Origin of the sequence: Pseudomonas aestuarii, from assembly GCF_027988105.1 — a bacterium.
Lineage (GTDB): Bacteria > Pseudomonadota > Gammaproteobacteria > Pseudomonadales > Pseudomonadaceae > Aquipseudomonas > Aquipseudomonas aestuarii.
Map to the genome: position 1 here is coordinate 438,141 of NZ_JAQJZJ010000003.1, position 25,083 is coordinate 463,223.

A 25,083-nucleotide genomic window follows, 5' to 3' on the forward strand; every position below is an offset into this window, starting at 1 on the left:
CCATGGCGGATCTCGCCGTGGTGTTCCACTGGGCTCCGGCGGCCATGAACCGCCTGAGCCTCACCGAACTGATGGACTGGCGCGAACGGGCGCGGATACGGAGCCAAGCCGATGAGCGCTGACAAGTTACAACTCAAGGTCATCCTCTCGGCGCTGGACAAAGTCACCGCCCCGCTCAAGCGCATCCAGGGCGGCAGCATCGGCGCCGCCCGGGCACTGAAAGACACCCGCGACAAGCTCAAAGAGCTGAACAACCAGCAGAAGGACGTCAGCGCCTGGCGCACCCAGCGCGCTGCCGCCGAGCAAACCGAGCAGGCCCTCGGCGCCGCTCGCAGCAAGGTCAAACAGCTCAGCCGCGACATCGCCGCCAGTGGTGCGCCCACCCGGGCAATGTCCCGTGAATTCAAGGCCGCCGTGCGGACGGCCAACGCCCTCAAGCAAAGCCACGGCGCCCAGCAAGTGCAGCTGCAGGGCCTGCGCACCAAGCTCAACGCCGCCGGCATCAGCACCCGTAACCTCAGCCAGGGCGAGCGCGACCTGCGCGCCAAAATCGGCGCCACCAACAACGCCCTCAGCCAGCAGGAAAACCGCCTCAAGCGCATCACCAGCCAGCAAAAGCGCCTGGCGGCGGCCAAGGCCCAGTATCAGAACACCCAGGGCCTGGCCGGAAGCATGGCCGGTACCGGCGCGGCCGGCCTGGCCACCGGCAGCGGCATCCTCTACGCCGGCGCGCGGATGATGGCGCCCGGGCTGGAGTTCGACACCAGCCAGAGCAAGGTGGCGGCCCTGACCCGTCAGAGCAAGGACTCGCCCGAGTTACAGGCCATGCGCGCCCAGGCCCGTCAGCTTGGCGCCAGCACCCAGTTCACCGCCACCGACGCCAGCGACGCCCAGGGCTTTCTGGCCATGGCCGGCTTTACCGCCAAGGCCATCCAGGCGGCGCTGCCGGGCATGCTCAGCCTGGCCAAGGCCGGCGGCGCTGAATTGGCCGAGACGGCCGATATCGCCAGCAACATCCTCACCGGTTTCAACATGAGCGCCGCGCAAACCGGGCGCCTGGGTGACGTGCTGGTCGGCACCTTCACCCGTTCCAACACCAACCTGCAGATGCTCGGCGAAACCATGAAATATGTGGCGCCGGTGGCCAGTGCAGTGGGCCAGGACATCGAAACAGTGGCCGCCATGGCCGGCAAGCTGGGCGACGCGGGCATCCAGGGCAGCATGGGCGGTACCGCCCTGCGCGCGATTCTCAGCCGCCTCAGCGCACCGCCCAAGATGGCAGCCAAGGCCCTGGACAAACTCGGCATCAGCGCCAAGGACGCCCAGGGCAACCTGCGCGACATGCCCACCGTGCTGCAGGAGATCTACGAGAAAACCAAAAACATGGGCGACGCCGATCGCCAGGGCCTGCTCAAGGGTATCGCCGGCGAAGAGGCCGTCAGCGGCCTGCAGGTGCTGGTCAAGCAGGCCGGCAGCGGCGAGCTGCAGAAGTTCATCGGCACCCTGCGCGAGGCCCAAGGTGAGGCCAACACCACCGCCAAGGTGATGGGCGACAACCTCAAGGGCGACCTCGATGCCCTCAACAGCGCCTGGCAAGACCTCGGCATTCAGATGCAGGAGCAGCAGAACGGGCCCATGCGCGGCATCACCCAGGCCTTCACCGGCATTATCGGCGGCGTCAAAGGCTGGATCGCCGAAAACCCCGAACTGGCCGGGCAAATCATCAAGACCGCCGCCGGCCTGGGCATTCTCATGGCGACCATGGGCGGCCTCACCCTGGCCCTGGCCAGCATCCTCGGCCCGTTCGCCATGGTGCGCTACGGCATGGCGCTGTTCGGCATCAAGGGCGCAGGGCTGGCCAGCACCCTGTTCAGGCTCGGCAAAACCGCCCTGCCCTTGGTCGCCAAGGGCGTCATGCTGATCGGTCGCGCCCTGCTGATGAACCCCATCGGCCTGGCCATCACCGCCATCGCCCTCGCGGCCTACGCCATCTACACCTACTGGGAGCCGATCAAGGCCTTCTTCGGTGGCCTCTGGGCCGATATCAAAGCGGCATTTGCCGGCGGCATCGGTGGCGTGGCCAGCCTGCTGCTCAACTGGTCGCCGTTGGGCTTGTTCTACAAGGCGTTCGCTGGCGTGATGGGCTACTTCGGCCTGGAGCTACCGGGCAAGTTCAGCGAGTTCGGCGCCATGCTCATCAGCGGCCTGGTGAGCGGCATCACCAACGCCATGGGCAGCGTCAAAACCGCCATTGTCGGCGCGGGTAATTCCACGATCGGCTGGTTCAAGGACACCCTCGGCATTCACAGCCCCTCGCGCGTGTTCGCCGAACTGGGCGGCTTCACCATGGCCGGGCTGGGCCAGGGCCTGGCCGGTGGAGAGCGCGACGTGCTGCGGCAGATCGCCGGTACCGCCAGAGGCGTCGCCAGCGCCGGCAGCGACATGCTCGGCCGCAATGCCGGCATCAGCTTCGACAGCCGTGCGCCGATCAGCGCCCGCAACGGTGCCAGCCCTGCACGCGGCGGCGACACCTACAACTTCACCATCAACGCCGCCCCCGGCATGGACGCCGCCGCCATCGGCCGCGAAGTGCAACGCCAGCTGGCCGCCGCCCAGCAACAGCAGCAGGCCCGCCAGCGCGGTCGCCTCGCCGACCAGGACTAACAGGAGTACTCCCCATGATGATGGCCCTCGGCATGTTCGTGTTCAGCCTGCCCACCCTGGCCTACCAGGAGCTGCAACGTAAAACAGACTGGCGACACCCCAGCAGTGCCCGCGTCGGCACCAACCCGGCGCGCCAGTTCGCCGGCCGCGGCGATGACCTCATCACCCTGCCCGGCATCATCCTGCCGGAGCTGGCCGGCACGCCGATCAGCCTCGACGTGCTGCGCACCATGGCCGACACCGGCAAGGCCTGGCCCCTGGTCGAGGGCACCGGGCGCATTCTCGGCATCTGGGTGATCGAGGATCTGAGCGAAACCCGCACCCTGTTTTTCCCCGACGGCGCCGCGCGGCGTATCGAGTTCAGCATAAGCCTGGCGCGCATCGATGACGGCCAGGTCGACAAGCTCGGCGCCGCCCTCGGCAGTGTCGGCAACATCCTCCGGGCCGTGCTGTGATCGAGGCCGCCATCAGCGCCGTGACCGGCGCCATCCGCCAGGCCGGCCGCCGCCTGATCGGCGACAACGACTACCCGGTTGCGCTGTACCGCATCACCGTAGACGGCCAGGACATCGCCCAGCTCATCAGCCCGCGGCTGATCAGCCTCGGGCTCACCGACAACCGCGGCATCGAGGCCGACACCCTCGACCTCAGCCTCAGCGACCACGACGGCCTGCTCGCCATCCCGCCCAAGGGCGCGGTGCTGCGCCTGTGGCTCGGCTGGAGCGACAGCGGCCTGGTAGACAAAGGCAGCTACACCGTGGACGAAACCGAACACAGCGGCGCGCCAGACGTGCTCAACATCCGCGCCCGCAGCGCCGACCTGCGCAAGGGCTTCAAGGTCAAGCGCGAGACCAGCTGGAGCGACACCACCCTCGGCGCCGTGCTGCAAACAATCGCCAGCCGCAACCAGCTCACCGCCAAAATCGCCGAGGCCCTGGCCGCCCTGCCCATCCTGCAGCTCGACCAGGCCAACGAGTCCGACGCCAACCTGCTCACCCGCCTCGGCGAGGACTTCGACGCGGTGGCCACCGTCAAGGCCGGCTGTCTGCTGTGCATGCCCGCCAGCGGCGGCAAGAGCGTCAGCGGCGCCAACCTGCCACACATTACCCTCACCAGGGCAGACGGCGACCAGCACCGCTACCTGCAGGCCGACCGCGACAGCTACGACGGCGTGCGCGCCTACTTCTACGACGTCAACAGCGCGAAAAAGCAGGAGGCCATCGCCGGCGGTGGCGCCAACCTCAAGGACCTGCGCCACAGCTACAGCGACCAACAAAGCGCCCTGCGCGCCGCCCGCGCCGAATGGCAGCGCCTGCAACGCGGCAGCGCCACGCTCAGCTACACCCTGGCCAAAGCCCGCCCGGAGCTGATCCCCGAGCTCACCTACACCCTGGCCGGGGTCAAGGGCGAGATAGACGCCATCATCTGGCACGGCGGCAACGTGCAGCACAGCCTCACCGCAGATGCCGGCTACACCATGAGCCTGGAGCTACAGAGCCAGCTGCCCGAGGACAACCTCGATGAACTGGCCGACACCAGCGGCGGCAACTACAGCGGCGTACTGGCCTGGTACCGCGACGAGAAAACCGGCACCGAGAAGCGCCTCACCGCCGGCGAGCAGAGCACGCCCAAGCGCCTGCACCACCTCTACAGCAGCAAGGCCAGCGCACAGCGGGCGGTGGATCGGGAATGGAAGAAGATGCAGGAGAACCAACAATGAACAGACCAGCCATCATCTATAAAACGCGCAATGTAGGGTACTCATGGATAGCGCCGATCAAGCCGCGCCTGCAGCTTCGCCAGCTCGCCCAATACTTTCCGGTATTCCTTAGCAGCCTTCGGCGGCAGGCTGATTTCACCATACTGCTCGGCCAGGTCTCCGGCATTCATCAACTCGAAAGTCCGCGACACCAGGTACAAGTACCGGTAAACATCCAGATCCTTCGCCAAGGGCTGGCGAATATTGTCAACCTGCCGGCCACGGTATTGCCGGGTCGAGTCCGGCAGGAAAAGGATGGCTTCAAAAGGAATCGACCGAGGCGTCAGGTCGTGCAGTAAACCGCTGGCATCCTTCCAGACACTGTGGAACTCGGCCTCGATAAAAACACCCGGCACCTCCCAAATTGCCCAACCGATAAGAGCCTCCCCACCATGCAGGGCCACATGCTCGGCCACAATCGGGAAGCACTCCATCTGCGGCTTGCCAGCCAGCGGCTCATACGGCACCGATATTGGCAGCGCACCCGGAACGGCTCGCAGGCAGAGGTCAGTGGTGTAGGTAGCTGCTAGTGATGCTGGGACTGGATGACGCATGCTCGAGACTCCTTTACTTGGCTGAAAAAGCACGCTAGTCGCCCCGGCTCAACAACTCAGTTCGCATAATCCGCACCTCTCTGGGCGCTTCCACGCCAATCTTTGCCCAGCTCTGATGGGCGGCGATATCGCACAGGGTGATGGTGATGCCCTGGCGCAGGCTTTCGGCCAGTTGCACGGGGTCGACGTCATCGGCAACGGTCAACACGAGGGATTCATCAATACGGCGGGTAAGAATCAACATGGGCGCATCCTTGCAGGGTGAGATATTCCAGAATCCCCCCGGCACCAGGTCGGGGGTTCGTGTTTCCTTACTTGGCTGACTGCGCGTACGCCTCAGATATCCGCAAGATGTCCCCGCGCTGCCGCTTGCTCAACGAGCAATAAAGCCTGATCAGGCGTACCAGGTCGGTAAGGTTGCTCAACATGCTGCACTCCAGTCCATTTCCATGTGACGGGCGCCCGGTGCCAAACCAGCACCGCCTAAAACGCCCGGGAGCGTTCCATTGTCAGCATATGGCAACGTGCCACCAACACAGCAATCAAGTGAATTCAAACGGCTGGCACATTTCGCAACCCCCCGGCTATTGGCCGGGGCTTGCGCTTACTACTTGTGGCTAATCGGTGGCCTAGGTGGCGGTGGCGGTGGCGGTGGCGGGCGAACATCGTTCCTTACCAACCGTGTCGGTGGCGGCGGAGGTGGTGGTGGCTTCTGTGACATGAAGTACTCCTAAAGTTTCGGCAGCATTCCGAAAGAGTAAGCAATGACCGCTAAAGCCGCGGCAGTGATAAGTGCCATATTGCAGAAGTAGAGGCTGGATGACTTCCTGTCATTGTTCAGTGTGCTGATCGTCCCGCAGTTCATGTAGGCGCGATACAGCATTTGCCGCAGCTCGGTAGCGACGATCGCCTCTGGATCGGGTTGGTCGCTGTAGTAAGTAAGCATCTCAACTCGCCAAGATTCCGTGTCGTTGGCAGTTGGAAGTGCTTGGTCCATCCGGCCCAGCAAAGAATCCACAAAAAAGACAGTGCCAACCACTAGTGCCAAGGCTGAAAGCCCGAAGAACACCCAAAACCAAATCGTCATGCCGAATGAAAGTTGCTTGTAGTCACCGCCCAGAATCACCGCGTAAAAGCCGACAATCGCAACTATTACAGCTAACGGGATATTCAGCCGAGAAAATATCTGCTCTTTGCGGCCAAGCTCATGGAAGTAGATTTTCTCGTAGTGGGCGAACAATTCGTGCTCAGTCATTAACGCCCGCGCTCCGATGACCTGCGACCAGTAACTAGGTACCACACGTCCACATCACTGCGCGCATGCAGCGCCTGCAGGTAGTCGATCGGAATGGGGGTGGAGCCCGCCTCGTACCGCTTCTGGGTGATATCCGGGCGACCGGACAGGTGCGCCAGTTCGTGTACCTCCAGCCCCAGCCGTTCACGCTCTGCGCGCAGGCGCGCGCCGAAGGCCGTGTCGTCGTCGAGTTCGATCAGCTCTTGCACAGTGCAAGCCCTCGCTCGATCAGCGGCCCCACACTGACCTTGGTGCCAGGTATCGCCGGGTTATCCAGCCAGATAGCCTCGAGCGGATCCAGCCCCAAACGCTTGGCCTGGCTGCTGGCGGTGCCGTTCAGCGGGTACATACGCCCGCTTTCCGGATCGGATGCCACCACGGCATTGCCTGGCATGCACAGCAGGTGCATTTCTTCGCCTTTGAACGGCCAGTCCTGGCCGTAGTCCTCGGCGCTCACCAGCTCGATATTGGCGGCGGCCGCCGCAGTGACCGCAAGCAGCAGGCCGGCGATCGCCAGCCCGAACAATCCATTCCTGGTCATCGACATTCCTTAGATTTTGTAATTCGCCAGCGCCTCGGCCACGCGCTCGACCGAGGCCCTGCTCTCCTCGGTCATGCTCCGGTACTGCTCGAGCACCTTGGCCTCCCCCGCGCTGAGGCTTTCACCGTCGGCCGCTGCTCGGTTGCCGGTCAACAGGTACAGCACGTCGACACCCATGCCCTGCACGGTGCTGAGGTAGCGGATATCAGGCGAGCTGGATTCCAGTTCGTAGGCCTTTTGCGTGCCGCGACTGACCCCAGCAGCTATGCCGAAATCGGTCTGATTCAGGCCCAGCCGATCACGCTCTTCGCGCAGGCGTTCGCCGACCCCGGGGGTTATGAGCATTTTTTTGATCAATATCAGTTGACTTGAACAGATTTCTGCCCAAGAATCCCCTTCATCAAACACGATTAAACACGGATGAACACTATGCATTCCCTACTAACTCCCGAGCAAGCCCGCGCGGCTCTTGACCGCGAGGGGATCAGCATTGCCGAGTTTTGTCGCACCCATGACTTGAACAGAAATATGGTCAGCGACCTGCTCAACGGCCGTAAGAAAGGCAAACGCGGCGAAGCACATCGCGCCGCCGTATTACTCGGCATCAAAGATGGCGTGGTTAAACCGTAATGCGCTTAGGGACAGGGGAAAACCAGAAGATGAAACGCCCGATTCTAGAAACCCGCCGACAGGTCATGAGTGCTGTAGTCAGCGCCTACCCGGGCGGCCGTGAATGCGCCGCCAGCCGCCTGGGCCTGAGCACGGTCAAGAAGCTCGACAACCATGTGTACGAGAACGCCGGCAGCCAACCGCTCACCGACGAACAGATCCACATGCTCGAGCAGCAGGCCGGCACCACCCACCTGCCGGACTACATCTGCGCCCTGTACGGCGGCGTCTACGTGGCCATGCCCGAGGCCGAGACGCTGGACAACCTCGACCTCTACACCCGCTCCCTGGCCACCGACGTGAAGAAGGGCCATGTCGACCAGGTGATTGCCCAGGCCTTGGCAGATGGCGTGATCAACGAGGCCGAGCTGGCCACCATCATCGCCGCCCACCGCGAACACATCGCCGCCCGCCATAGCGAAGTCAGCGCCGTGATCACCCTGCACACGGTGGTCAAGCCATGAGCGTCTACAAGCTGGTGTGCCCGGCCTGCGGTAACCGCATGCGCATCCGTAACAGCGAGGGCCAGACCCCGGTGTTCCGCAGCATGTACGCCCAGTGCACCCACATCCCCTGCGGCGCCACCTTTAGCGGCTCGCTCAGCTGGGACTACGCCCTGAGCCCCTCCGGCCTGGACCAGCCGCGACTGGCGCTGCCGCTGGCCCCTTCGGCCGTGCGCAAGCAGGCCCAGCAGGACTTTCGCGAACACACCGACCAACTCGACCTGCTCGATGCAGTGGAGGCAACAGCATGAACATCCTCAGCCAACCGGATTACCGCGACAGCATGCAGGCCGCCGCCCTGGGCTTTCTCCAACGCCACCAGAGCGAGCACCTGGCCGACGATGGCGCACTGTTCGACCGCGCCACCAGCCACCTGGTCAACACGCTGGAAGTGCCGGTGTTCATGGCGCCGCGCTTGGTGCACCTGGCCATGAGCAACTTGGGCAAGCCACAGCAACCCTGGATCGGCATCGACCTGGCCATCGGTACCGACCGCAGCAGCGATGTGTGGGTGATCGACCGGCGTAACGGCGAGCGCGCCCTGATGCCACGCCGCATCCTGCCCAGCCGCTTCATCACCAGCCACAACCTCTAAACCCATTGCCCCTGCCTATGCCCGCCCACCGTGGGCAGGGGCAAGTTGCGCCCGATTGGTGACCGTTATGAATGACATCAGCGTTTCCATCCAACTGAACCAGAGCCAGGCCGAGGCGTATTTGCGCTGGCTGGTCAACCAGTACGAGCAGGCCATGGCCGCGTGCTGGTACTCCGACCGCTACCGCTACGTGGCCGAGGGCTTTCGTGCCCAGCGCGTGCTAGCCGACCACCCACACATCGCCGGCATCTGCCGCAGCGCCCGCGAACTGCGCAAGCAGCTGGCCGAGCAGGGAGTGCAGGCATGAGCCCCGCCGTTAAAGCCGCACTCGAGGCGTCCGCCCCCTTGGCCCGCCACATCGCCAACCGGCCTATGGCCCTGGGCTGGCTCAGCCAGCTGGAGAAGGCCGCGCGCGCCGGCAATACCCTGGGCCTTTACGAATACCAGGACCGGTTGAGCGGCTACCTCACGGCCATGGCCGACAACTACCTCATTCAGTGGGGCGTCACTCAGCAGGCCCTGCGCGACCTGCAAAACCTCGCCACCACCTGGGAGCAGTTTGGCCAATGAAGACCATGGACCGCGAGATCCGCAGCGAAGTACTGCGCCGCCTGGAAAGCGACTACGGCCTGCAGCACGCCAAAGGCACGCCCTGGATGCGCAAGGGCACCTGCCCGAGCTGCGGCAAGCGTGAGCTGTATTCCCGCCAGGACGAGCCCTGGTTCATCCGCTGTGGCCGCGAGAGCAAGTGCGGCGAGCAGTGGCACGTCAAAGAGCTGTTCGAGGATCTGTTCGACGACTGGAGCAAGCGCGCCCCGGCCACCGAGGCCAACCCCAACGCCTCGGCCGACAACTACCTGCTGTTCGCCCGCGGCTTCGACCTGAGCCTGATCAAGGGCTGCTACAGCCAGGACAACTACTGGAGCCGCGAGATCAACGAAGGCAGCGCCACCGTGCGCTTCGCCCTGGACAAAGGCGGCTACTGGGAACGCCTGATCGATCGCCCGCACCGCTTCGGCAAGATGAAAGCGCGCTTCGCCCCTGGCCAGTCACCGAAGGGCCACTGGTGGTGCCCGCCATGCGTCGACCTGCTCGAGGCCAAAGAGTTGTGGATTGTCGAGGGCATCTTCGACGCCATCGCCCTGCTGCACCACGGCATCGCCGCCGTGTCGGCCATGAGCAGCGCCTACTTCCCCGAGGAGTCGCTCAAGGAACTGTCACGCCAGCGTGGCGGCAAGCTGCCGCGCCTGGTCTGGGCGCTGGACAACGAGCCCGGCGCGCACCGCTACACCCGCAAGCACGTCAAGCTGGCCAGCGACCTGGGCTACAGCTGCGTGGCGGCGCAGATCCCCCAGCGCGAGCGCAAGGTCGACTGGAACGACCTGCACCAGCGCTGGGCCTTCATCGATGACGCCGAAAAGCGTGCCGATAAAGTCGAGCGCGATCTGGACGAAGCCCGCTACCACGGCGCCCTGCTGCTGGCCGAGAGCGCCACTGAGAAGGGCGTGCTGATGTACGACTGGAACGAGCGTAACGAATTCCACTTCGGCTACAGCAGCCGCATGTACTGGTTCAAGATGGACATGGACAAGTTCACCAAGGCCAAGCATCAGCTCGAAAGCTCCGAGCGCCAAGATGACCAGTTGCTCAACGATCGTCAGATCCGCGACAAAGCCCTGCGCCAGTGCGGCGCCGTGGTCGAAATCGCCAACTGCTACCCCACCGCCCTGTACTTCCAGCGCAACGAGGTGACCGACGAGAGCTGGTACTACTTCCGCGTCGACTTCCCGCACGACGCCCCGGCGGTGCGCAACACCTTCACCGGCGGGCAGGTAGCAGCTGCCAGCGAGTTCAAGAAGCGCCTGCTCGGCATGGCCGCCGGCGCGATGTTCGCCGGTACCGGCGGTCAGCTCGACAAGATCATGAAAGACCAGCTCTACGGCCTGAAAACCGTGCAGACCATTGACTACGTGGGCTACAGCAAAGAGCACAGCTGTTATGTGTTCGGCGACGTGGCGGTGCATGGCGGCCTGGTCGAGAAGGCCAACGCCGAGGACTACTTCGAGTTCAAGAAGCTGCGCCTCAAGACCCTGCAGAAGTCCATCCGCCTGGAGATCGCCCGCGACAGCCACGGCTATCGGCAGGAGTGGCTCGACTGGCTGTGGATTAGCTTCGGTACCCAGGGCCTGGTGGCGCTGGCCTTCTGGTTTGGCTCGCTGTTCGCCGAGCAGATCCGCGCCGAGTTTCAGAGCTTCCCCTTCCTGGAGGTGACCGGCGAGGCCGGCGCTGGCAAGACCACCCTGCTCAACTTTCTGTGGAAGCTGCTCGGCCGCCCCGACGAAGAAGGCAAAGACCCCTCGAAGATGACCCGCGCCGGCCTGCGCCGCTGGATGGGCCAGATATCGGGCATGCCCCTGGTGCTGCTCGAGGCCGACCGCAGCGACAACGATCGCGGCCCGGCCAAGGCCTATGACTGGGACGAGCTCAAGCCGCTGTTCAACGGCGGCACCCTGGGCGTCACGGGCGTGAAGACGGCCGGCAACGAAACCTATGAGCCACCGTTTCGCGGCACCATCGCCATCAGCCAGAACGCCACGGTGACCGCCAGCGAGGCCATCCTCACGCGCATCATCAAGCTGCACTTCGTGCGCCCCGAGGTCACCAGTGCCAGCCGCGCGGCGGTCGATAACCTCAACCACCTCAGCACGCTGGACGTCAGCCACTTTCTGCTGATGGCCGTGAAGGCCGAGCAGGCGGTGCTCGAGGTGTTCCGCCGCCAGGTCAAGGTGCATGAGGGCACCCTGCGCGCCCTCAACCAGATCCGCGTCGAGCGGATCATCAAGAACCACGCCCAGCTGATGGCAGCGGTCGACGCCCTGCGCCTGATGGTGCCCATCACCGACCAGCAGCACAGCGCGGCACTCGCCGAACTCACCCGCATGGCCATCGAGCGCCAGGGCGCGATCAACGCCGACCCGCAGGAAGTGGCCGAGTTCTGGGAGGTCTACGAGTACCTGGAAAGCATTAGCGATGACCCGATGGTGAACCACAGCAAGAACGACCTGATCGCCATCAACCTCAACGAGTTCTGCGAGCGGGCGGCGGAGCACCGGCAGAAGGTCGCTGATATCGCCACCCTGCGCAACCTGCTGAAAAGCAGCCGCAGCCGCACCTACGTCGAGAGCAACAAGAGCGTCGACAGCGCCGTGCGCGCGGCCTTCAACCTGCGCAACCAGATGTCCCCGCGCTGCACCACCGTCAAATGCTGGATTTTCAAGGCGAAGTAAGCAGGCCAAACAGGGAAAAGAAATGACGACTTACCTCTACATCATCGGAGCGCCTGGATCCGAATCATGCGTCGCCAAAGTCGGGATTACAGAGTCCCCCTATAGCCGCCTGAATCAGATATTCACCGGCTGCAGGCGCCGGAAATACCTGGCGCCAGAAGGACTTGAGCTATTTGCTCTATATCGCTTTGACCATAGGCATGACGCGCAACTCATTGAGCGGACGATCCTTCTACTGAATCAAGCGGCGAAATCCGACCCAAGAACGCTCGGCTGGTTAATGGTCAGCCCCCTGCTTTTGGCGCCACAGATTCTTGTTCTTACAAGCCTGCTCGGGATTCACGCCGAGAAGATTAATTGCTCATTCACCAGGCTCGACCTGGAAGTACTTGAAGTTAGTACCGCTGTTTAACCCAGGCGCTGCAACGCCTGCACCACCCCAAAGGAGAAGCACCATGCAAACCCACGACCACGACCACGAAACCAGCGGGCTGGAATTCGCCCTGACCCTGATCGGCAGCGCCCTCGCCCTGGTGGCGCTGGTGGCCATCGCCAGCCAGGTGCCCGACCTGCTCCTGACCCTCGCCCACTAACCCATCGCCCAGGCGCTGCAACGCCTGGGCAACCCCAAAGGAGAAGCACCGTGCAAGTGAATCAACCCCAAGGCGGCGACGCCGAGACAAGCACACCACGCTACGACACCATCGTTATTCGTGGAGCCAAGGGCGAAACCGTACCGAAAGAGGTGGACGGTGGCGAGGTAGTCGCTTGGAGCCGTGGCCACGAATTGGCGGCGATGGATGCCCTGCAGGAGCTCGTCGAAGACTTGGCCGCCGGCAACTGCCACCAGCCCGCGCACCTGACCCAAGGCGCAGCCGAAGCGCTCAACCTTATGCGCCGCCGCCGCGCCATCGGCTGGGATGCAGACGAACCCGAGCAGCCGCCCGCCGACTGGAAAACCGCTGTCGCGCGCGCCGAAGCCACCGCCCGCCTGGTGTTCGGTGCGGCCGATCCAGACACCATGCAGGCCATCGACTACATGGCGGGGCTGATGCTGGCGAATGAGCCTGTTGCACCGAGCAAGTGGACGCACGACCAGCCCACCCAACCAGGCGCCTATTGGATTCGCGGCAATCTGCTGCAGGCTGACGCCCTGGTGCAGGTCGAGCTGGTAGATGGCGTGCTGTGGTCAAACCTGCACCAGGTCAACACCGAGAAGCGCTACGAATACGGCTTCACCATCCAGCAGCTAAGCGAAGACTTCGAATGGCTCGGCCCGCTCGCACCGATGGGGGGGCGCTGATCATGTCCGACTACTTCTACAAATCCGCAGCCCCTGCCGTCGTGGCCATCGTGCGCGACTTCTACACCCAGAAGGACGCACTGAATGCCGGCCTACTCGCCCTCGGCCAGCTGTTCGGCGGGGCTGTCGCCCCCATGCGCGACATCACCGGCCACTATGCCGGCGGCGTGAAACTCAGCGCCAGTCGCGAGCTCGACGTGCACTGGCGCCGCCCGGATGACTACGGCTACCGAGCTCTGCGCGTAGCGGCCACACCCGCCAAGGGCACGACAAAGGAGGAGCGCGCGGCGATCCGCGCCGAGCACGAACGCCTGCTGGGCCTTTGGCGCGATCACTGCCCGCCTCGCCTGAGCGCGCATAAGTTCTGGGGCCAGCTCGGGGTGAACACCGGCAGCCTGATGATGTGCGGCGGGATCAAGTTCGAGCTGGATGGCACGGCCTACTTCCACCTGGGCTTTGCCATAAACGAGGCCGAACACCTGGCCGAGGTCGCCGCGTGCCAACCAACCGCTGGCTGGATCGAGGGTGCCGTCGAGATCGTGGCCAGCGAGTTCCAGGCTGCTCGCCACAACAAGCTCGAGCAACAGAAGGAGGTGGCCAGCGCATGAACGCCCGCGATCGCATCCAGGACGACCTAAACCGCCTGGCCGTAGAAGAAGCCGAGCGCCCGTACATCCGCGCCGCCGGCATCGAGGCCCTGCAACGGCTGCTGCCGGTAGCGCAACGCGATAGCGGGCAAAGCCGCATCGTCGGTTGCTTCCTGCTCAGCTTGTACAACGGCGCGGCATTTCCCTTCCCACTCACCGACCTGCGCGGGCTCGACACGGCACTGTGGAACGACTGCATGACCATGCTGCGCCTGGACCGGCGCCCCGAGCAGGAGGTGCATGAGTACATCGAGAACGGCGACGCCATCTGGTCGCAACTGAAAAAAGACTGGGCGCCACGCGCCAACTGACACCGGCCAGGCCGGAAAAAGACGGCGCCGAGGGGCTGCAACCCCTCGACGCCAACCACCCCAAAGGAGAAGCACCATGCAAGTGAATCAACCCCAAGGCGGCGACGCCGAGGCTAGCACACTCGACCCGCTTTACCGCGAGGCCATGGAGCACGTCATCAGCAACCAGCGGGCCAGCGTATCCGTCCTGCAGCGCCGCCTGGCGATCGGCTACAACCGCGCCAGCCTACTGATGGATGAACTCGAGCGCGCCGGCATCGTCAGCGGCATTAACAGCGACGGCGCCCGTTGCGTCCTGGTGCTGGAGGTGCCCCATGCGTGAGCGCCCACCGCTGGCCAGCCACCGCCTGAGCCTGCCGAGCATCTGCGACATCTGCGGCAAAGCCCGCTCCACCCGCAAGCACCAGGCCTGCAGCCGCATCCGCCAGCAGCACAAGGCCGACGAATGGGCCGCCCTGATGTCCGAGAAAGCCGCCGCCAAGGCAGCAAAGGAGCGCCGTTATGCCCGTTGAAATCCTCGCCCGCTACGCCACCAACACCTACGTGGCCCGGGCCAAGGGCCACAAAGGCACCGCCAGCTGCACCGAAAGTGCCCGCGCAGCCGCCGCAGCCCTGGCTCGCAAGCTCGGCCTCGACCCGGCACTGCTCCAGGAGCAACAAAACGACCTAGTCAGCCCCAACAAGGTGATGGTGTTCAGCCATCCGGGAGAGGTGGCATGACCGATCTTTTCTACCTGCAGGACAGCCGCTCAAATGTCGGCTCCGGCGCAATGTGGTGGGCGCTTGCCGGCGGCTACACCTCGAACCTTGACAAGGCCGAGCAGTTCACCCGCGAGAGTGCGGTGAAGCAGTACGAGTGCCGCGAAACCGATCTGCCCTGGCCCAAGGCGTATATCGACGAGCGACACCACGTCGGCGTCGATTGCCAATACGTGAAGGACGACGAGGCAGCCCTGGCGGCCGATGGTGAGCAGCGCTTCTATGCTGCCTATCACCGCGAGTGGAACGGCAACGACCTCATCTGGATGGCCTGTGGCGGCGGTAGCAGCTCGAACCTAGCCGATGCAAAGGCGTTCACCTTTGGGCACGTCGCTGGCCTGGCTGCTCGCGGCTACTGGCCGTTGCCTGCTACCTACATCGACAGCAAGTCACGCCGGCTGGTATCAGTCGAGCGCATGAACCACAAGGAAGCCCTGCGCGGCGCACGCTTGAAGCTGAAGAGGATCAAGCCTCAGAAAATCCGCAAATACACCTACCGCTGCGAGCCATGCGGCCGGTTCCTGACCGAGCGCCAGAACTACGACGAATGTCCAAACTGCGGCGCGGAGAATCGGCCATGACCGATATCGTCATCACTCAGCCCCGCCAGCTCCGCAAGCCTGCCTATTCGCTGTTCGCTTATGCCTGGACGGCCGGCTGGTCGATCACTCGCACCCGGGGTGGCCATCTGCGCTTTGCCAAGCCCGGGTGCGCGGCCATCTTCACCAGCAGCACGCCAAGCGATCGGCGGGCCTACCTCAACGCCCTGGCCATGCTGCGCCGCGCCGATAGGCAGACTGCGGAGGTGCAGCATGGCTGAGCCCTGCGACTGCCTGAACGATTGCGGCGATGATCGCCGGGTGCATGAGTACCTGGTCGAGCCCTGCGCCGGACGCATGCGCGAGAAGCTGGCGAAAAAGCAGCGCCTGCAGGAGGAGCTGCAGCGCCAGCTCGACGCCAAGGCCTGGCGCCAGTTGCCGGAGGCCCTGCGGAGACTGGAAGTCGTCGCAGTGCAGCGCCGGCCCGGATGCACGGTAGGTCGCGGCGATAGCCTGGTCAGGCTGGCCGACGTGCTACGCCTTACCGATGCCACAAGCCGGGCGCCTGACTGAACACCTAGAAAAATCACAACAAACCTCTAGGCCCGGCGACGGGCCTTTTCTTTTCCGGCCAGTAAGCTGGATTTTTGCAACAGCGTGGGGACGCAGATGGCAGATGGAGTTGAGGTGCGCGGTAATCGCGTGCGCGTGTATTTCCGCTACAAAGGCGAGCTGTGCCGCGAGGCGATGCCGGGCGACGCCAGCCCGGAGAACATCGCCCAGGCCGAGCGGCTGGTGGGCATGATCAACTACGAAATCAAGGCCGGCACGTTCAGCTATGCGCGGCACTTCCCGGAGTCGCCCAGGATCAAGACCAATACCCTGGGCCACTACATCGACCTGTGGCTTGAGATCAAGGCCAACCAGATGGCGCCGTCTGGCTTCCGGACGTACAAGAGCAAAGTAGAAACCCACATCCGCCCGCGCTGGGGCGAGCACCAGGCCGACCAGATCGATCACCTGGACCTGCAAAGCTGGATCCAAACCAAGCTGATGCCGGCGCTGCACAACAAGACTGTGCGCGAAATCATCAGCCTGCTGCGCCAGGTGTTTGTGATCTACCGCACCCGCAACAAGACCGCCCATGATCCGACCGAGGGGCTGGGCGTGACGCTGCCGGACCCGGACGAGGCCGACCCGTTCGACCGTAAAGAGATCCGCGACATCCTGGGCGGTGCAACGGACAAGCCGCAGGAGATCAACCTGGCGCAGTTCATGCTCTGGGCCGGTCCACGAGTGTCCGAGGCGATTTCACTGGCCTGGGAGGACGTCGACCTCAAGGCCGGCACGGTGAAGTTCCGCCGCTCGCAGGTGCGTGGCCACTACAAGGTCACCAAAACCCGCCGTTCTACCCGCGAGGTGCGCCTGCTCAAGCCGGCGATCGAGGCGCTCAAGGCACAGCAGCGGTTTACCGAGAAGGCCGCGCCGGTGGACATCGAGGTGACGGATCGGGACAACAAGACGAAAAAACAGGTGAAGGTGCGCTTTGTCTTCCACTGCACCACCACCAGCGCGGCGCACAGCAGCTCGGACATGCTGCTCAAGGGATTCTGGCGGCCGCACCTGGAGAGCGTCGGCGTGCGCTACCGTGGCCCGAACAACTGCCGGCACACCTACGCCAGCCAACTGCTCAGCACCGGCGCCGTGCCAATCGACTGGATCGCCGACCAGCTAGGCCACACGTCCACGGCCATGATCTGGCGCCACTACGGCAAATGGATCAACCAGGACGGCCCCGACATGATCAGCCTGCTCGAGCACGCGCTAAAGCTCTGAATCCAGCCCCCAGAAACGACAAAAGGCAGCCCTTTCGGAGCTGCCTTTTTTGTCTGCCATTCCCAAAGTGTTCCCAAATCGCTCCCATATAACGAGCGCTGAAAACGAAACCCTTTGAAAACAGCACCTTAGATGGTGCGGACGGAGAGACTCGAACTCTCACACCTTGCGGCGCTGGAACCTAAATCCAGTGTGTCTACCAATTCCACCACGTCCGCGTGGTAAGGCTTTCAAACAAAAACGCCAGGCTTTTGGCCTGGCGCCTTTAAATATGGGGTGGACGATGGGGATCGAACCCACGACAACAGGAGTCACAATCCTGCGCTCTACCAACTGAGCTACGCCCACCATATTGCATTTACTTGCGCCAAAGCTGCCAAATGGCACGCCCGGCAGGACTCGAACCTGCGACCATCCGCTTAGAAGGCGGATGCTCTATCCAGCTGAGCTACGGGCGCCTATCCATCTGCAAGAGCAGACTTAAAGCTTTCGGCTGCAGCAGAAGCCTTGCGACCTCTGCGTTTGCCGTCTTACCCAGCGACTGGCTGTGCTCGACAAGCGGGGCGAATGTTATAGAGGCGTCGATAGCACGTCAACAGGGAAAGCTAAAAAAATTCAGTTATATAAAGGAGTTACGCGAAAAGCCTCGCACGCGCCTTTGCCCTGGGGTTTGGTCATGCGAGAATGCGCCTCCTTTTTCAATCCTTTCCAATGGTTAACCAAGCGCAATGACCGCACAACTGATCGATGGCAAAGCGATCGCCGCCAACCTCCGCCAGCAGATCGCTAAACGCGTCGCCGAAAGGCGTCAGCTAGGTCTGCGAGCGCCTGGCCTGGCGGTGATTCTGGTCGGCAGCGATCCTGCCTCTCAGGTCTACGTTTCGCACAAGCGCAAAGACTGCGAAGAAGTCGGCTTCGTTTCCCAAGCCTATGACCTTCCCGCCAGCACCAGCCAAAGTGAGCTTCTGGCACTGATTGAACGGCTGAACGATGACCCGAGCATTGACGGCATCCTAGTGCAGCTGCCGCTGCCGGAAAGCCTGGATGCATCCTTATTGCTCGAGCACATCCGCCCGGACAAGGATGTCGACGGCTTCCATCCTTACAACATTGGCCGCCTTGCCCAGCGCATGCCGCTGCTGCGCCCCTGCACGCCAAAAGGCATCATGACCCTGCTGCACAGCACCGGCGTGGACCTGTATGGCCTGCACGCCGTGGTAGTTGGGGCATCCAATATCGTCGGCAGACCCATGGCCATGGAGCTGCTGTTGGCCGGTTGCACAGTCACCATCACCCATCGTTTCACCAAGGACCTGGCCAGCCATGTGGCACAAGCCGACATCCTGGTGGTGGCAGCCGGCAAGCCTGGTCTGGTCAAGGGCGAGTGGGTCAAGCCTGGCGCCATCGTCATCGATGTCGGGATCAACCGCCAGACGGACGGCAAACTTACCGGCGACGTGGAGTACGACGCTGCCCTGCCCCGCGCCGGCTGGATCACCCCGGTACCGGGCGGAGTTGGCCCCATGACCCGCGCCGGCCTGCTGGAGAACACCCTGCATGCGGCCGAGCACCTGCACAAGTAGAGTGCTCGACAGTCATAAAAAACGGCACCCGAGGGTGCCGTTTTTTTATCGGTTAACGATCAATCACGCGCCTGTTCCCAGGATTTGAGCAGCTCGTTGTAATTGATGGTTTCACCCTTGGGCTTTTCGTTGGCCAGTTTCGGCTTGGGCGCGCCCGGCTGATCCAGCCAGTACTGCGGGTCTTTCGCCTCGTTCAGCTTAGGCCCGCATTCACCCAGCACGCCGGCGCGCTCCAGACGACCGAGCATGGTGTCCTGGGCTGCCGCCAGACCATCCAGCGCCTCTTGTGGCGTTTTGTCGCCACTGGCTGCTTCGGCGATGAACTGCCACCACAGCTGCGCCAAACGCGGATAATCCGGTACGTTGGTACCGGTCGGTGTCCACTGCACCCGGGCCGGGCTGCGATAGAACTCGACCAAACCGCCAAGCTTCGGCGCAAGATCGGTCATCGCCTGCGAGTTGATATCCGACTCGCGAATCGGCGTCAGGCCAACCAAAGTCTTCTTCAGCGACACGGTTTTCGAGGTAACGAACTGGGCATACAGCCAAGCCGCCAGGCGCTGCTTGTCCGGGGTGGACTTGAGGAAGGTCCAGGAGCCGGCGTCCTGATAACCCAGCTTCATGCCCTCTTCCCAGTACGGACCTTTCGGTGATGGCGCCATGCGCCACTTCGGCGTGCCATCTTCGTTGACCACCGGCAGGCCCGCCTTGGTCATATCGGAAGTAAAGGCGGTGTACCAGAATATCTGCTGAGCGATGGCGCCCTGAGCTGGCACGGGGCCGGCCTCGGAGAAGGTCATGCCCTGGGCTTCCGGCGGCGCGTATTGGCGCATCCAGTCGACGTACTTGGTGGTCGCATAGACCGCCGCCGGGCCGTTGGTGGCACCACCGCGCGCGACACTGGATCCGACCGGGCGGCAACCGTCTACCCGGATACCCCATTCGTCTACGGGCAGGCCGTTAGGCAGCCCCTTGTCGCCACCACCGGCCATGGAGAACCAGGCATCGGTGAAGCGCCAGCCCAGGGAGGGGTCTTTCTTGCCGTAGTCCATGTGGCCATAGACGCGTTGGCCGTCGATTTCCTTGACCTTCTCGGAAAAGAACTCGGCGATATCTTCATAGGCGGACCAGTTGACCGGCACACCCAGCTCGTAACCGTAGATCTCCTTGAACTTGGCCTTCAGTTCCGGGCGCTCGAACCAGTCGGCGCGAAACCAATAGAGGTTGGCGAACTGTTGATCAGGCAGTTGATACAACTTGCCATCCGGCGCAGTGGTGAAATCCAGGCCGATGAAATCCGGCAGGTCCAGAGTCGGCGAGGTGAAGTCTTTGCCATCGCCGGCCATCATGTCGGTCAGCGGCACGGCCTTGCCGTAGCGGAAGTGCGTACCGATCAGGTCAGAATCGTTGATATAACCGTCGTAGATATTCTTGTCCGACTGCATCTGGGTCTGCAGCTTCTCAACCACATCGCCTTCCTGCATCAGGTCGTGCTTGAGCTTGATCCCGGTGATTTCACTGAAGGCCTTGGCCAGCACCTTGGATTCGTACTCATGGGTAGCGATGGTCTCCGAGGCGACGCTGATCTCCATGCCGCGGAACGGCTCCGCCGCCTTGATGAACCATTTCAGCTCTTCGAGCTGTTGCTGCGCGGTCAACGTCGAGGGGCTGAACTCATCGGCAATCCATTTTTTTGCCGCCTCCTCATAAGCATCCGCCCAAGCGGCGCCGCTTAATCCGGACAACGTCAGCAAGGCAGCCAGCGCCATGCTATGTCGAGTTTTGTTGTTATTGTCGAACATAGAGAGACCTCCATCTCAGGGTTTTGGGCGAGGTAAGTCGGTTGCAGATCGTGGCCCCAGCGGTCGCGACCGGCGACAATCCGGCTTAGCCCCAACGCATCACTGCAAACAGCCAGAATAAGGACAGCACCGAGGCTATCCACACACTCCAATCGGTCGTACCCACCACCAGCAAATGCAGGTAGGCGCTTCCCAGCAGACCGATAAACAACCGATCACCACGGGTGGTGCTGATCGGCAAGAAGCCTTTGCGCTCGATACAGGGGGAGCGCAGTTCCCACACCGTCATGCCCGCCAGAATCGCGGCGATAGTGCCGAAGAACAATGCGGTGGGCAGAGTCCAAGCCATCCAATCCATAATCTTTGCTCCTTAGACCCGGCCCAGGGCAAAGCCCTTGGCCACGTGATTGCGAACGAACCAGATCACCAGCATTCCCGGCAGGATGGTCAGCACACCGGCAGCCGCCAGCACCCCCCAATCGATACCGGAGGCCGAGACTGTGCGGGTCATCACCGCGGCAATGGGTTTGGCGTTCACCGAGGTCAGGGTGCGTGCCAGTAGCAGCTCGACCCAGGAGAACATGAAGCAGAAGAACGCGGTGACACCGATGCCGGAGCCGATCAACGGGATAAATATCTTCACGAAGAATTTCGGGAAGCTGTAGCCATCGATATAGGCCGTTTCGTCGATTTCCTTTGGCACCCCGGACATGAAACCTTCGAGAATCCACACCGCCAGCGGCACGTTGAACAGGCAGTGCGCCAGGGCCACGGCGATATGGGTATCGAACAGGCCAATCGAGGAGTACAGCTGGAAAAACGGCAGCAGAAAAACTGCCGGGGGAGCCATGCGGTTGGTCAGCAGCCAGAAGAACAGGTGCTTGTCGCCAAGAAAGCGGTAGCGCGAGAAGGCATAAGCCGCCGGCAGCGCCACGCTCAGGGAGATCAGCGTGTTCAGGGTCACGTAGTACAGCGAGTTGAGGTAGCCCTCATACCAGCTGGGGTCGGTGAAGATCACCTGGTAGTTGGCCAGGGTGAAACTCTGCGGCCACATACTCAGACCACCGAGAATCTCGGTATTACTCTTGAACGACATGTTCAGCAGCCAATAGATGGGCACCAACAGGAACAGGATATACAGCCCCAGCACCACTTTTTTACGTAGGGTCATGGTCGGCCTCAGCGGGTCTTGTCGTTATGGGTCATGGCGGTATAGAACAGCCAGGACACCAGCAAAATGATCAGGAAGTACACCAGCGAGAACGCCGCCGCCGGGCCCAGATCGAATTGGCCGATGGCCATCTGAGTCAGGGTCTGGCTGAGGAAGGTGGTGGCATTGCCCGGGCCGCCGCCGGTCAGCACGAAGGGCTCGGTGTAGATCATGAAGCTGTCCATGAAACGCAGCATCACCGCGATCAGCAGCACGCTTTTCAACTTCGGCAGCTGAATGTGCCGAAACACCGCCCAGGCCGAGGCGCGGTCGATGCGCGCCGCCTGGTAATACACATCGGGGATCGCCCGCAGCCCGGAGTAACAGAGCAGCGCCACCAGCGACGTCCAATGCCAGACATCCATGATCAGCACCGTGACCCAGGCGTCGCTGGTGTTGGACGCATAGTTGTAGCTGATACCCAGACTGTTCAGCGCCCAGCCCATCAGGCCGATGTCGGCGCGACCGAAGATCTGCCAGATGGTGCCGACCACGTTCCACGGGATCAACAACGGAATCGCCATGACGATCAGCACCAGCGATGCCCAACGGCCCTTGGTTGGCATGGTCAGGGCGATGGCGATCCCCAGGGGGATTTCGATCAGCAGCACGCAGCCGGAATAGATGAACTGACGCAGCAGCGAGTCATGTAGGCGTGTGTCCTGCAGCACCTGCTTGTACCAATCGACCCCGACGAAATAGCGCGTCGAGTGGTCGAAAATGTCCTGCACCGAGTAGTTGACCACCGTCATCATCGGCACGATGGCGCTGAACGCCACCAGCAGAAATACCGGCAATACCAGCCACCAGGCCTTGTTGTTATAAACCTTCATGGCTGCACCTCCCCTGAAGTCGACCGAGCTGGCGCTGGCAGCTCTTGCACCAGGTATTCGTCGGCATAGAGCATCAGCCACTGCGCCGGGAAGCTCAGATAAACCCGCTGGTGCGGTACCGGCTGATCCTCCTGCAGGCGCACTTTGAGCAGCTGGCCGTCCAGGCGCAGGGTGAGGATCTTATAAGTGCCCAGATCTTCGAGGTGCACCACCTCACCGCACAACGCGTCTTCGTTTGGGCCTTCCCAGACATGGACGAACTCGGGACGAATGCCGACTTTCAGGCTGCTCCAATCCAGCTGGTCCAATCGTTGATTCAGCGCCGGCGACAAGGGCAGCACGGTATCGGCGAAACGCACGCCGCCTTCGCAGCGCTCGACTTCGATCAGGTTCATCCCGGGACTGCCAATGAAGTAGCCAACGAAGGTGTGGCTGGGCCGCTCGAACAGCTCGCGCGGGGTGCCGAACTGGACGATCTGGCCGCCGTACATCACCGCGATCTTGTCGGCGAAGGTGGACGCTTCCAGCTGGTCGTGGGTGACGTAGACCATGGTGATATTGAACTGCTCGTGGATCTGCTTGAGCTTGCGCCGAAGCTTCCATTTCAGGTGCGGGTCGATCACCGTCAGCGGCTCGTCAAAGAGGATCGCCGAGACGTCATCGCGCACCAGGCCGCGGCCCATGGAGACCTTCTGCTTCTCGTCGGCAGTCAGGTTGCTCGCTCGCTTGTGCAACAGCGGGTGCAGCTCCAGCACTTCGGCGATTTCGTTGACCTTGGCCAGAATCCTGGCCTTGTTCATGCCTTGGTTACGCAACGGGAAGGCCAGGTTGTCGAACACCGTCATGGTGTCGTAGACCACCGGAAACTGGAAAACCTGGGCGATATTGCGCTGCTCGGGATGCAGTTGGTTGACCACCTTGCCGTCGAACTGCACCTCGCCGTGGGAGGGGCTGAGCAAACCGGAAATGATATTGAGCAGGGTCGACTTGCCGCAGCCGGACGGTCCGAGCAAGGCATATGCACCGCCCTGCTCCCAGACATGGTTCATCTCGCGGATCGCATAATCCGCCGCGCCATTGGGCGCTCGACTGTAGCTGTGCGCCAGGTTGTGCAAGCGTATCTCGGCCATCAGGCGCTCCTCGCTGAACGGCGGCTCGGCGCCTGGATCAATCGGCCATTGACCTCGAAGACGAACAGCTTGTGGGTCGGGATATAAATCAGAATCGGCGTATCGACGTCGTACTCGTGCACGCCCGGCAGGTGCAGCACCAGCACGAACTGTTCATTGCGCACATGCAGGAAGGTTTCCGAGCCACTGATTTCCGCCAGCTCCACGGTCACGGCCAATTCCAGATCGTCGTCGTTGGATGGCACCAGACCGATATGGCTGGGGCGCACGCCGAAGCGGTACTCGCCTACGGCGATGCTTTGCAGATCGGAGTTGAGCGGAAAATGCACGGCATCGGCGAAGCTCACCTCGGTGCCACTGATGCGTCCTGGCATCAGGTTGATCGCCGGCTCCGAGAACAGCTCGGCGGCCAGCACCTGCTGCGGCTGATGGTAGACCTCGGCGGTCTTGCCGCTCTGCACCACCCGTCCTTCATGCAGGATGGTGGTAGTACCACCCAGGGCCAGGGCCTCGTTCGGCTCGGTGGTGGCGTAGATGGCGATGGTATGACGCGCCTGAAACAACTCGCGCATCTCCTGGCGCAGCTCTTCACGCAGTTTGTAGTCGAGGTTGACCAGTGGCTCGTCGAACAGGATCAGCGAGGCATCCTTGACCAGGGCACGAGCCATGGCCGTGCGCTGCTGCTGGCCGCCGGAAAGCTCCAGCGGGTGGCGCTGGAGCAACGCCTCGATGCGCAGCATCTTCGCGGTGGCATGCACCTTTTCGAGGATCTCGGCCTTGCTCACCCCGGCCTGGCGTAACGGCGAGGCGATGTTCTCGAACACCGTCAGGGTCGGGTAATTGATGAACTGCTGGTAGACCATCGACACGTTGCGCTGACGCACGGAGACATTGGTCATGTCCGCGCCATTCATCAGAATGCGCCCACTGCTCGGCTTGTCCAGGCCAGCCATCAAGCGCATCAGGCTGGTCTTGCCGGACAGGGTGCGGCCGAGCAACACATTGAAGGAACCGGGTTCGAAGCTCAGGCATACATCGTCGATGTGCACCTGCTGCTCGACGATACGCGTGACATTCTCAAGCGTAAGTGACATGGACCGTCCTATTTTCTTGTTATGTGCGTTCTAACTGCACAGTGACAAGGCGAGTTCCGTGCCAAGCGCCTACAAAGCCATCTACTTGATTGATTTATATAGACTTAACTGAATATTGCCGTTGGCGCCATGTTCGCAAATGAACAATTTTGCACAGTCAATCATGAACA

Annotated in this window: 36 protein-coding genes and 3 tRNA genes; 24 read left to right on the plus strand and 15 right to left on the minus strand. The window is 62.6% G+C overall.

All coding sequences use genetic code 11. The features are described 5' to 3' along the window. The first annotated feature begins 2 nt into the window (after positions 1–2). Genes PH586_RS09000 through PH586_RS09015 form a run of 4 tightly spaced genes read left to right on the plus strand, consistent with a single transcriptional unit; the run spans position 3 to position 4,384 of the window. A complete protein-coding gene (locus PH586_RS09000; RefSeq protein ID WP_271347416.1) occupies positions 3–122 on the plus strand; it encodes a GpE family phage tail protein in 120 nt (39 codons plus the stop codon). Next, positions 112–2,664: a phage tail tape measure protein gene (locus PH586_RS09005; RefSeq protein ID WP_271347417.1), complete on the plus strand. Its 2,553-nt coding sequence runs from the start codon at positions 112–114 to the stop codon at positions 2,662–2,664. The genes PH586_RS09000 and PH586_RS09005 overlap by 11 nt, the downstream gene beginning before the upstream one ends. 14 nt (positions 2,665–2,678) lie before the next feature. Beyond that, positions 2,679–3,119, plus strand: coding sequence for a phage tail protein (locus PH586_RS09010; RefSeq protein ID WP_271347418.1), 441 nt, complete (start codon positions 2,679–2,681; stop codon positions 3,117–3,119). Next, complete coding sequence (locus PH586_RS09015) at positions 3,116–4,384, plus strand: phage late control D family protein (RefSeq protein ID WP_271347419.1); 1,269 nt, start codon at positions 3,116–3,118, stop codon at positions 4,382–4,384. The genes PH586_RS09010 and PH586_RS09015 overlap by 4 nt, the downstream gene beginning before the upstream one ends. A 41-nt stretch (positions 4,385–4,425) precedes the next feature. Here PH586_RS09015 and PH586_RS09020 read toward each other — a convergent pair whose 3' ends face one another. The 6 genes from PH586_RS09020 to PH586_RS09045 form a co-directional block, all read right to left on the minus strand. Continuing rightward, on the minus strand, positions 4,426–4,977 hold the full coding sequence (locus PH586_RS09020) for a hypothetical protein (RefSeq protein WP_271347420.1): 552 nt from the start codon (positions 4,975–4,977) through the stop codon (positions 4,426–4,428). Positions 4,978–5,011: 34 nt separating this feature from the next. Continuing rightward, a complete protein-coding gene (locus PH586_RS09025) occupies positions 5,012–5,221 on the minus strand; it encodes a carbon storage regulator (RefSeq protein ID WP_271347421.1) in 210 nt (69 codons plus the stop codon). A 486-nt stretch (positions 5,222–5,707) separates the two neighbouring features. Next, the gene (locus PH586_RS09030; RefSeq protein ID WP_271347422.1) at positions 5,708–6,232 is read right to left on the minus strand and encodes a hypothetical protein; all 525 of its coding nucleotides are present in this window, start codon (positions 6,230–6,232) and stop codon (positions 5,708–5,710) included. Beyond that, positions 6,232–6,480, minus strand: a complete 249-nt coding sequence (locus tag PH586_RS09035; RefSeq protein WP_271347423.1) for a helix-turn-helix domain-containing protein — start codon at positions 6,478–6,480, stop codon at positions 6,232–6,234. The genes PH586_RS09030 and PH586_RS09035 overlap by 1 nt, the downstream gene beginning before the upstream one ends. Then, positions 6,468–6,812 (minus strand): DUF2511 domain-containing protein, encoded by a 345-nt coding sequence (locus tag PH586_RS09040; RefSeq protein WP_271347424.1) that lies wholly within the window; start codon positions 6,810–6,812, stop codon positions 6,468–6,470. Before PH586_RS09040 ends, PH586_RS09035 begins: the two co-directional genes overlap by 13 nt. A gap of 9 nt (positions 6,813–6,821) precedes the next feature. Next, the gene (locus tag PH586_RS09045) at positions 6,822–7,157 is read right to left on the minus strand and encodes a helix-turn-helix domain-containing protein (RefSeq protein WP_271347425.1); all 336 of its coding nucleotides are present in this window, start codon (positions 7,155–7,157) and stop codon (positions 6,822–6,824) included. Between the two features lie 84 nt (positions 7,158–7,241). Between PH586_RS09045 and PH586_RS09050 the strand changes: the two genes are divergently transcribed. The 19 genes from PH586_RS09050 (at position 7,242) to PH586_RS09140 (ending at position 17,261) form a co-directional block, all read left to right on the plus strand. Beyond that, positions 7,242–7,442 (plus strand): DNA-binding protein, encoded by a 201-nt coding sequence (locus PH586_RS09050; protein WP_271347426.1) that lies wholly within the window; start codon positions 7,242–7,244, stop codon positions 7,440–7,442. 29 nt (positions 7,443–7,471) lie between these two features. After that, positions 7,472–7,945 carry a YmfL family putative regulatory protein gene (locus PH586_RS09055; RefSeq protein ID WP_271347427.1) on the plus strand — a complete coding sequence of 158 codons (474 nt, stop codon included), beginning with the start codon at positions 7,472–7,474 and terminating at the stop codon, positions 7,943–7,945. Then, the gene (locus PH586_RS09060; RefSeq protein WP_271347428.1) at positions 7,942–8,235 is read left to right on the plus strand and encodes an ogr/Delta-like zinc finger family protein; all 294 of its coding nucleotides are present in this window, start codon (positions 7,942–7,944) and stop codon (positions 8,233–8,235) included. The genes PH586_RS09055 and PH586_RS09060 overlap by 4 nt, the downstream gene beginning before the upstream one ends. Continuing rightward, complete coding sequence (locus PH586_RS09065; protein WP_271347429.1) at positions 8,232–8,579, plus strand: hypothetical protein; 348 nt, start codon at positions 8,232–8,234, stop codon at positions 8,577–8,579. The genes PH586_RS09060 and PH586_RS09065 overlap by 4 nt, the downstream gene beginning before the upstream one ends. A 67-nt stretch (positions 8,580–8,646) precedes the next feature. Beyond that, the gene (locus tag PH586_RS09070; RefSeq protein ID WP_271347430.1) at positions 8,647–8,886 is read left to right on the plus strand and encodes a hypothetical protein; all 240 of its coding nucleotides are present in this window, start codon (positions 8,647–8,649) and stop codon (positions 8,884–8,886) included. Then, complete coding sequence (locus PH586_RS09075) at positions 8,883–9,149, plus strand: hypothetical protein (protein ID WP_271347431.1); 267 nt, start codon at positions 8,883–8,885, stop codon at positions 9,147–9,149. Before PH586_RS09070 ends, PH586_RS09075 begins: the two co-directional genes overlap by 4 nt. Next, entirely contained in the window at positions 9,146–11,866 is a 2,721-nt protein-coding gene (locus PH586_RS09080) for a toprim domain-containing protein (RefSeq protein WP_271347432.1), read from the plus strand. Before PH586_RS09075 ends, PH586_RS09080 begins: the two co-directional genes overlap by 4 nt. A 22-nt stretch (positions 11,867–11,888) precedes the next feature. Continuing rightward, a complete protein-coding gene (locus PH586_RS09085) occupies positions 11,889–12,278 on the plus strand; it encodes a GIY-YIG nuclease family protein (protein ID WP_271347433.1) in 390 nt (129 codons plus the stop codon). Positions 12,279–12,321: 43 nt separating this feature from the next. After that, positions 12,322–12,459 carry a hypothetical protein gene (locus tag PH586_RS09090; RefSeq protein ID WP_271347434.1) on the plus strand — a complete coding sequence of 46 codons (138 nt, stop codon included), beginning with the start codon at positions 12,322–12,324 and terminating at the stop codon, positions 12,457–12,459. A 50-nt stretch (positions 12,460–12,509) separates the two neighbouring features. Further along, positions 12,510–13,169, plus strand: a complete 660-nt coding sequence (locus PH586_RS09095) for a thiamine pyrophosphate-dependent enzyme (protein WP_271347435.1) — start codon at positions 12,510–12,512, stop codon at positions 13,167–13,169. 2 nt (positions 13,170–13,171) lie between these two features. Then, the gene (locus PH586_RS09100; protein WP_271347436.1) at positions 13,172–13,777 is read left to right on the plus strand and encodes a hypothetical protein; all 606 of its coding nucleotides are present in this window, start codon (positions 13,172–13,174) and stop codon (positions 13,775–13,777) included. Next, complete coding sequence (locus PH586_RS09105; protein WP_271347437.1) at positions 13,774–14,127, plus strand: DUF7673 family protein; 354 nt, start codon at positions 13,774–13,776, stop codon at positions 14,125–14,127. The genes PH586_RS09100 and PH586_RS09105 overlap by 4 nt, the downstream gene beginning before the upstream one ends. Before the next feature lie 76 nt (positions 14,128–14,203). Beyond that, entirely contained in the window at positions 14,204–14,449 is a 246-nt protein-coding gene (locus PH586_RS09110) for a DNA translocase FtsK (RefSeq protein WP_271347438.1), read from the plus strand. Next, entirely contained in the window at positions 14,442–14,639 is a 198-nt protein-coding gene (locus tag PH586_RS09115) for a hypothetical protein (RefSeq protein ID WP_271347439.1), read from the plus strand. The genes PH586_RS09110 and PH586_RS09115 overlap by 8 nt, the downstream gene beginning before the upstream one ends. Further along, complete coding sequence (locus tag PH586_RS09120; protein ID WP_271347440.1) at positions 14,629–14,847, plus strand: hypothetical protein; 219 nt, start codon at positions 14,629–14,631, stop codon at positions 14,845–14,847. Before PH586_RS09115 ends, PH586_RS09120 begins: the two co-directional genes overlap by 11 nt. Further along, positions 14,844–15,467 (plus strand): hypothetical protein, encoded by a 624-nt coding sequence (locus tag PH586_RS09125; RefSeq protein WP_271347441.1) that lies wholly within the window; start codon positions 14,844–14,846, stop codon positions 15,465–15,467. The genes PH586_RS09120 and PH586_RS09125 overlap by 4 nt, the downstream gene beginning before the upstream one ends. Then, a complete protein-coding gene (locus tag PH586_RS09130; protein WP_271347442.1) occupies positions 15,464–15,706 on the plus strand; it encodes a type II toxin-antitoxin system HicA family toxin in 243 nt (80 codons plus the stop codon). The genes PH586_RS09125 and PH586_RS09130 overlap by 4 nt, the downstream gene beginning before the upstream one ends. Then, complete coding sequence (locus PH586_RS09135) at positions 15,699–15,998, plus strand: hypothetical protein (RefSeq protein WP_271347443.1); 300 nt, start codon at positions 15,699–15,701, stop codon at positions 15,996–15,998. The genes PH586_RS09130 and PH586_RS09135 overlap by 8 nt, the downstream gene beginning before the upstream one ends. A gap of 96 nt (positions 15,999–16,094) precedes the next feature. After that, entirely contained in the window at positions 16,095–17,261 is a 1,167-nt protein-coding gene (locus tag PH586_RS09140; protein WP_271347444.1) for an Arm DNA-binding domain-containing protein, read from the plus strand. A gap of 133 nt (positions 17,262–17,394) precedes the next feature. On the opposite strand, the gene PH586_RS09145 is transcribed toward PH586_RS09140, so the two are convergent. The 3 genes from PH586_RS09145 to PH586_RS09155 form a co-directional block, all read right to left on the minus strand. Then, positions 17,395–17,479 (minus strand) — tRNA-Leu (locus PH586_RS09145). Between the two features lie 54 nt (positions 17,480–17,533). Next, a tRNA-His gene (locus PH586_RS09150) sits at positions 17,534–17,609 on the minus strand. Between the two features lie 33 nt (positions 17,610–17,642). Next, a tRNA-Arg gene (locus PH586_RS09155) sits at positions 17,643–17,719 on the minus strand. Positions 17,720–17,989: 270 nt separating this feature from the next. On the opposite strand from PH586_RS09155, the gene folD reads away from it, so the two are divergent. Beyond that, entirely contained in the window at positions 17,990–18,844 is an 855-nt protein-coding gene (gene folD / locus PH586_RS09160) for a bifunctional methylenetetrahydrofolate dehydrogenase/methenyltetrahydrofolate cyclohydrolase FolD (RefSeq protein ID WP_271347445.1), read from the plus strand. Positions 18,845–18,903: 59 nt separating this feature from the next. Here the strand turns inward: folD and PH586_RS09165 are convergent, their stop codons facing one another. The 6 genes from PH586_RS09165 to PH586_RS09190 form a co-directional block, all read right to left on the minus strand. Continuing rightward, complete coding sequence (locus tag PH586_RS09165) at positions 18,904–20,646, minus strand: ABC transporter substrate-binding protein (protein ID WP_271347446.1); 1,743 nt, start codon at positions 20,644–20,646, stop codon at positions 18,904–18,906. An 85-nt stretch (positions 20,647–20,731) separates the two neighbouring features. Then, positions 20,732–21,004 (minus strand): DUF2160 domain-containing protein, encoded by a 273-nt coding sequence (locus PH586_RS09170; protein WP_238041203.1) that lies wholly within the window; start codon positions 21,002–21,004, stop codon positions 20,732–20,734. A gap of 12 nt (positions 21,005–21,016) precedes the next feature. Further along, positions 21,017–21,817, minus strand: a complete 801-nt coding sequence (locus PH586_RS09175; protein ID WP_271347447.1) for a carbohydrate ABC transporter permease — start codon at positions 21,815–21,817, stop codon at positions 21,017–21,019. An 8-nt stretch (positions 21,818–21,825) separates the two neighbouring features. After that, the gene (locus tag PH586_RS09180) at positions 21,826–22,689 is read right to left on the minus strand and encodes a carbohydrate ABC transporter permease (protein WP_271347448.1); all 864 of its coding nucleotides are present in this window, start codon (positions 22,687–22,689) and stop codon (positions 21,826–21,828) included. After that, on the minus strand, positions 22,686–23,819 hold the full coding sequence (locus tag PH586_RS09185) for an ABC transporter ATP-binding protein (protein ID WP_271347449.1): 1,134 nt from the start codon (positions 23,817–23,819) through the stop codon (positions 22,686–22,688). Before PH586_RS09185 ends, PH586_RS09180 begins: the two co-directional genes overlap by 4 nt. Continuing rightward, the gene (locus PH586_RS09190) at positions 23,819–24,913 is read right to left on the minus strand and encodes an ABC transporter ATP-binding protein (RefSeq protein WP_271347450.1); all 1,095 of its coding nucleotides are present in this window, start codon (positions 24,911–24,913) and stop codon (positions 23,819–23,821) included. Before PH586_RS09190 ends, PH586_RS09185 begins: the two co-directional genes overlap by 1 nt. Between the last annotated feature and the right edge of the window lie 170 nt (positions 24,914–25,083).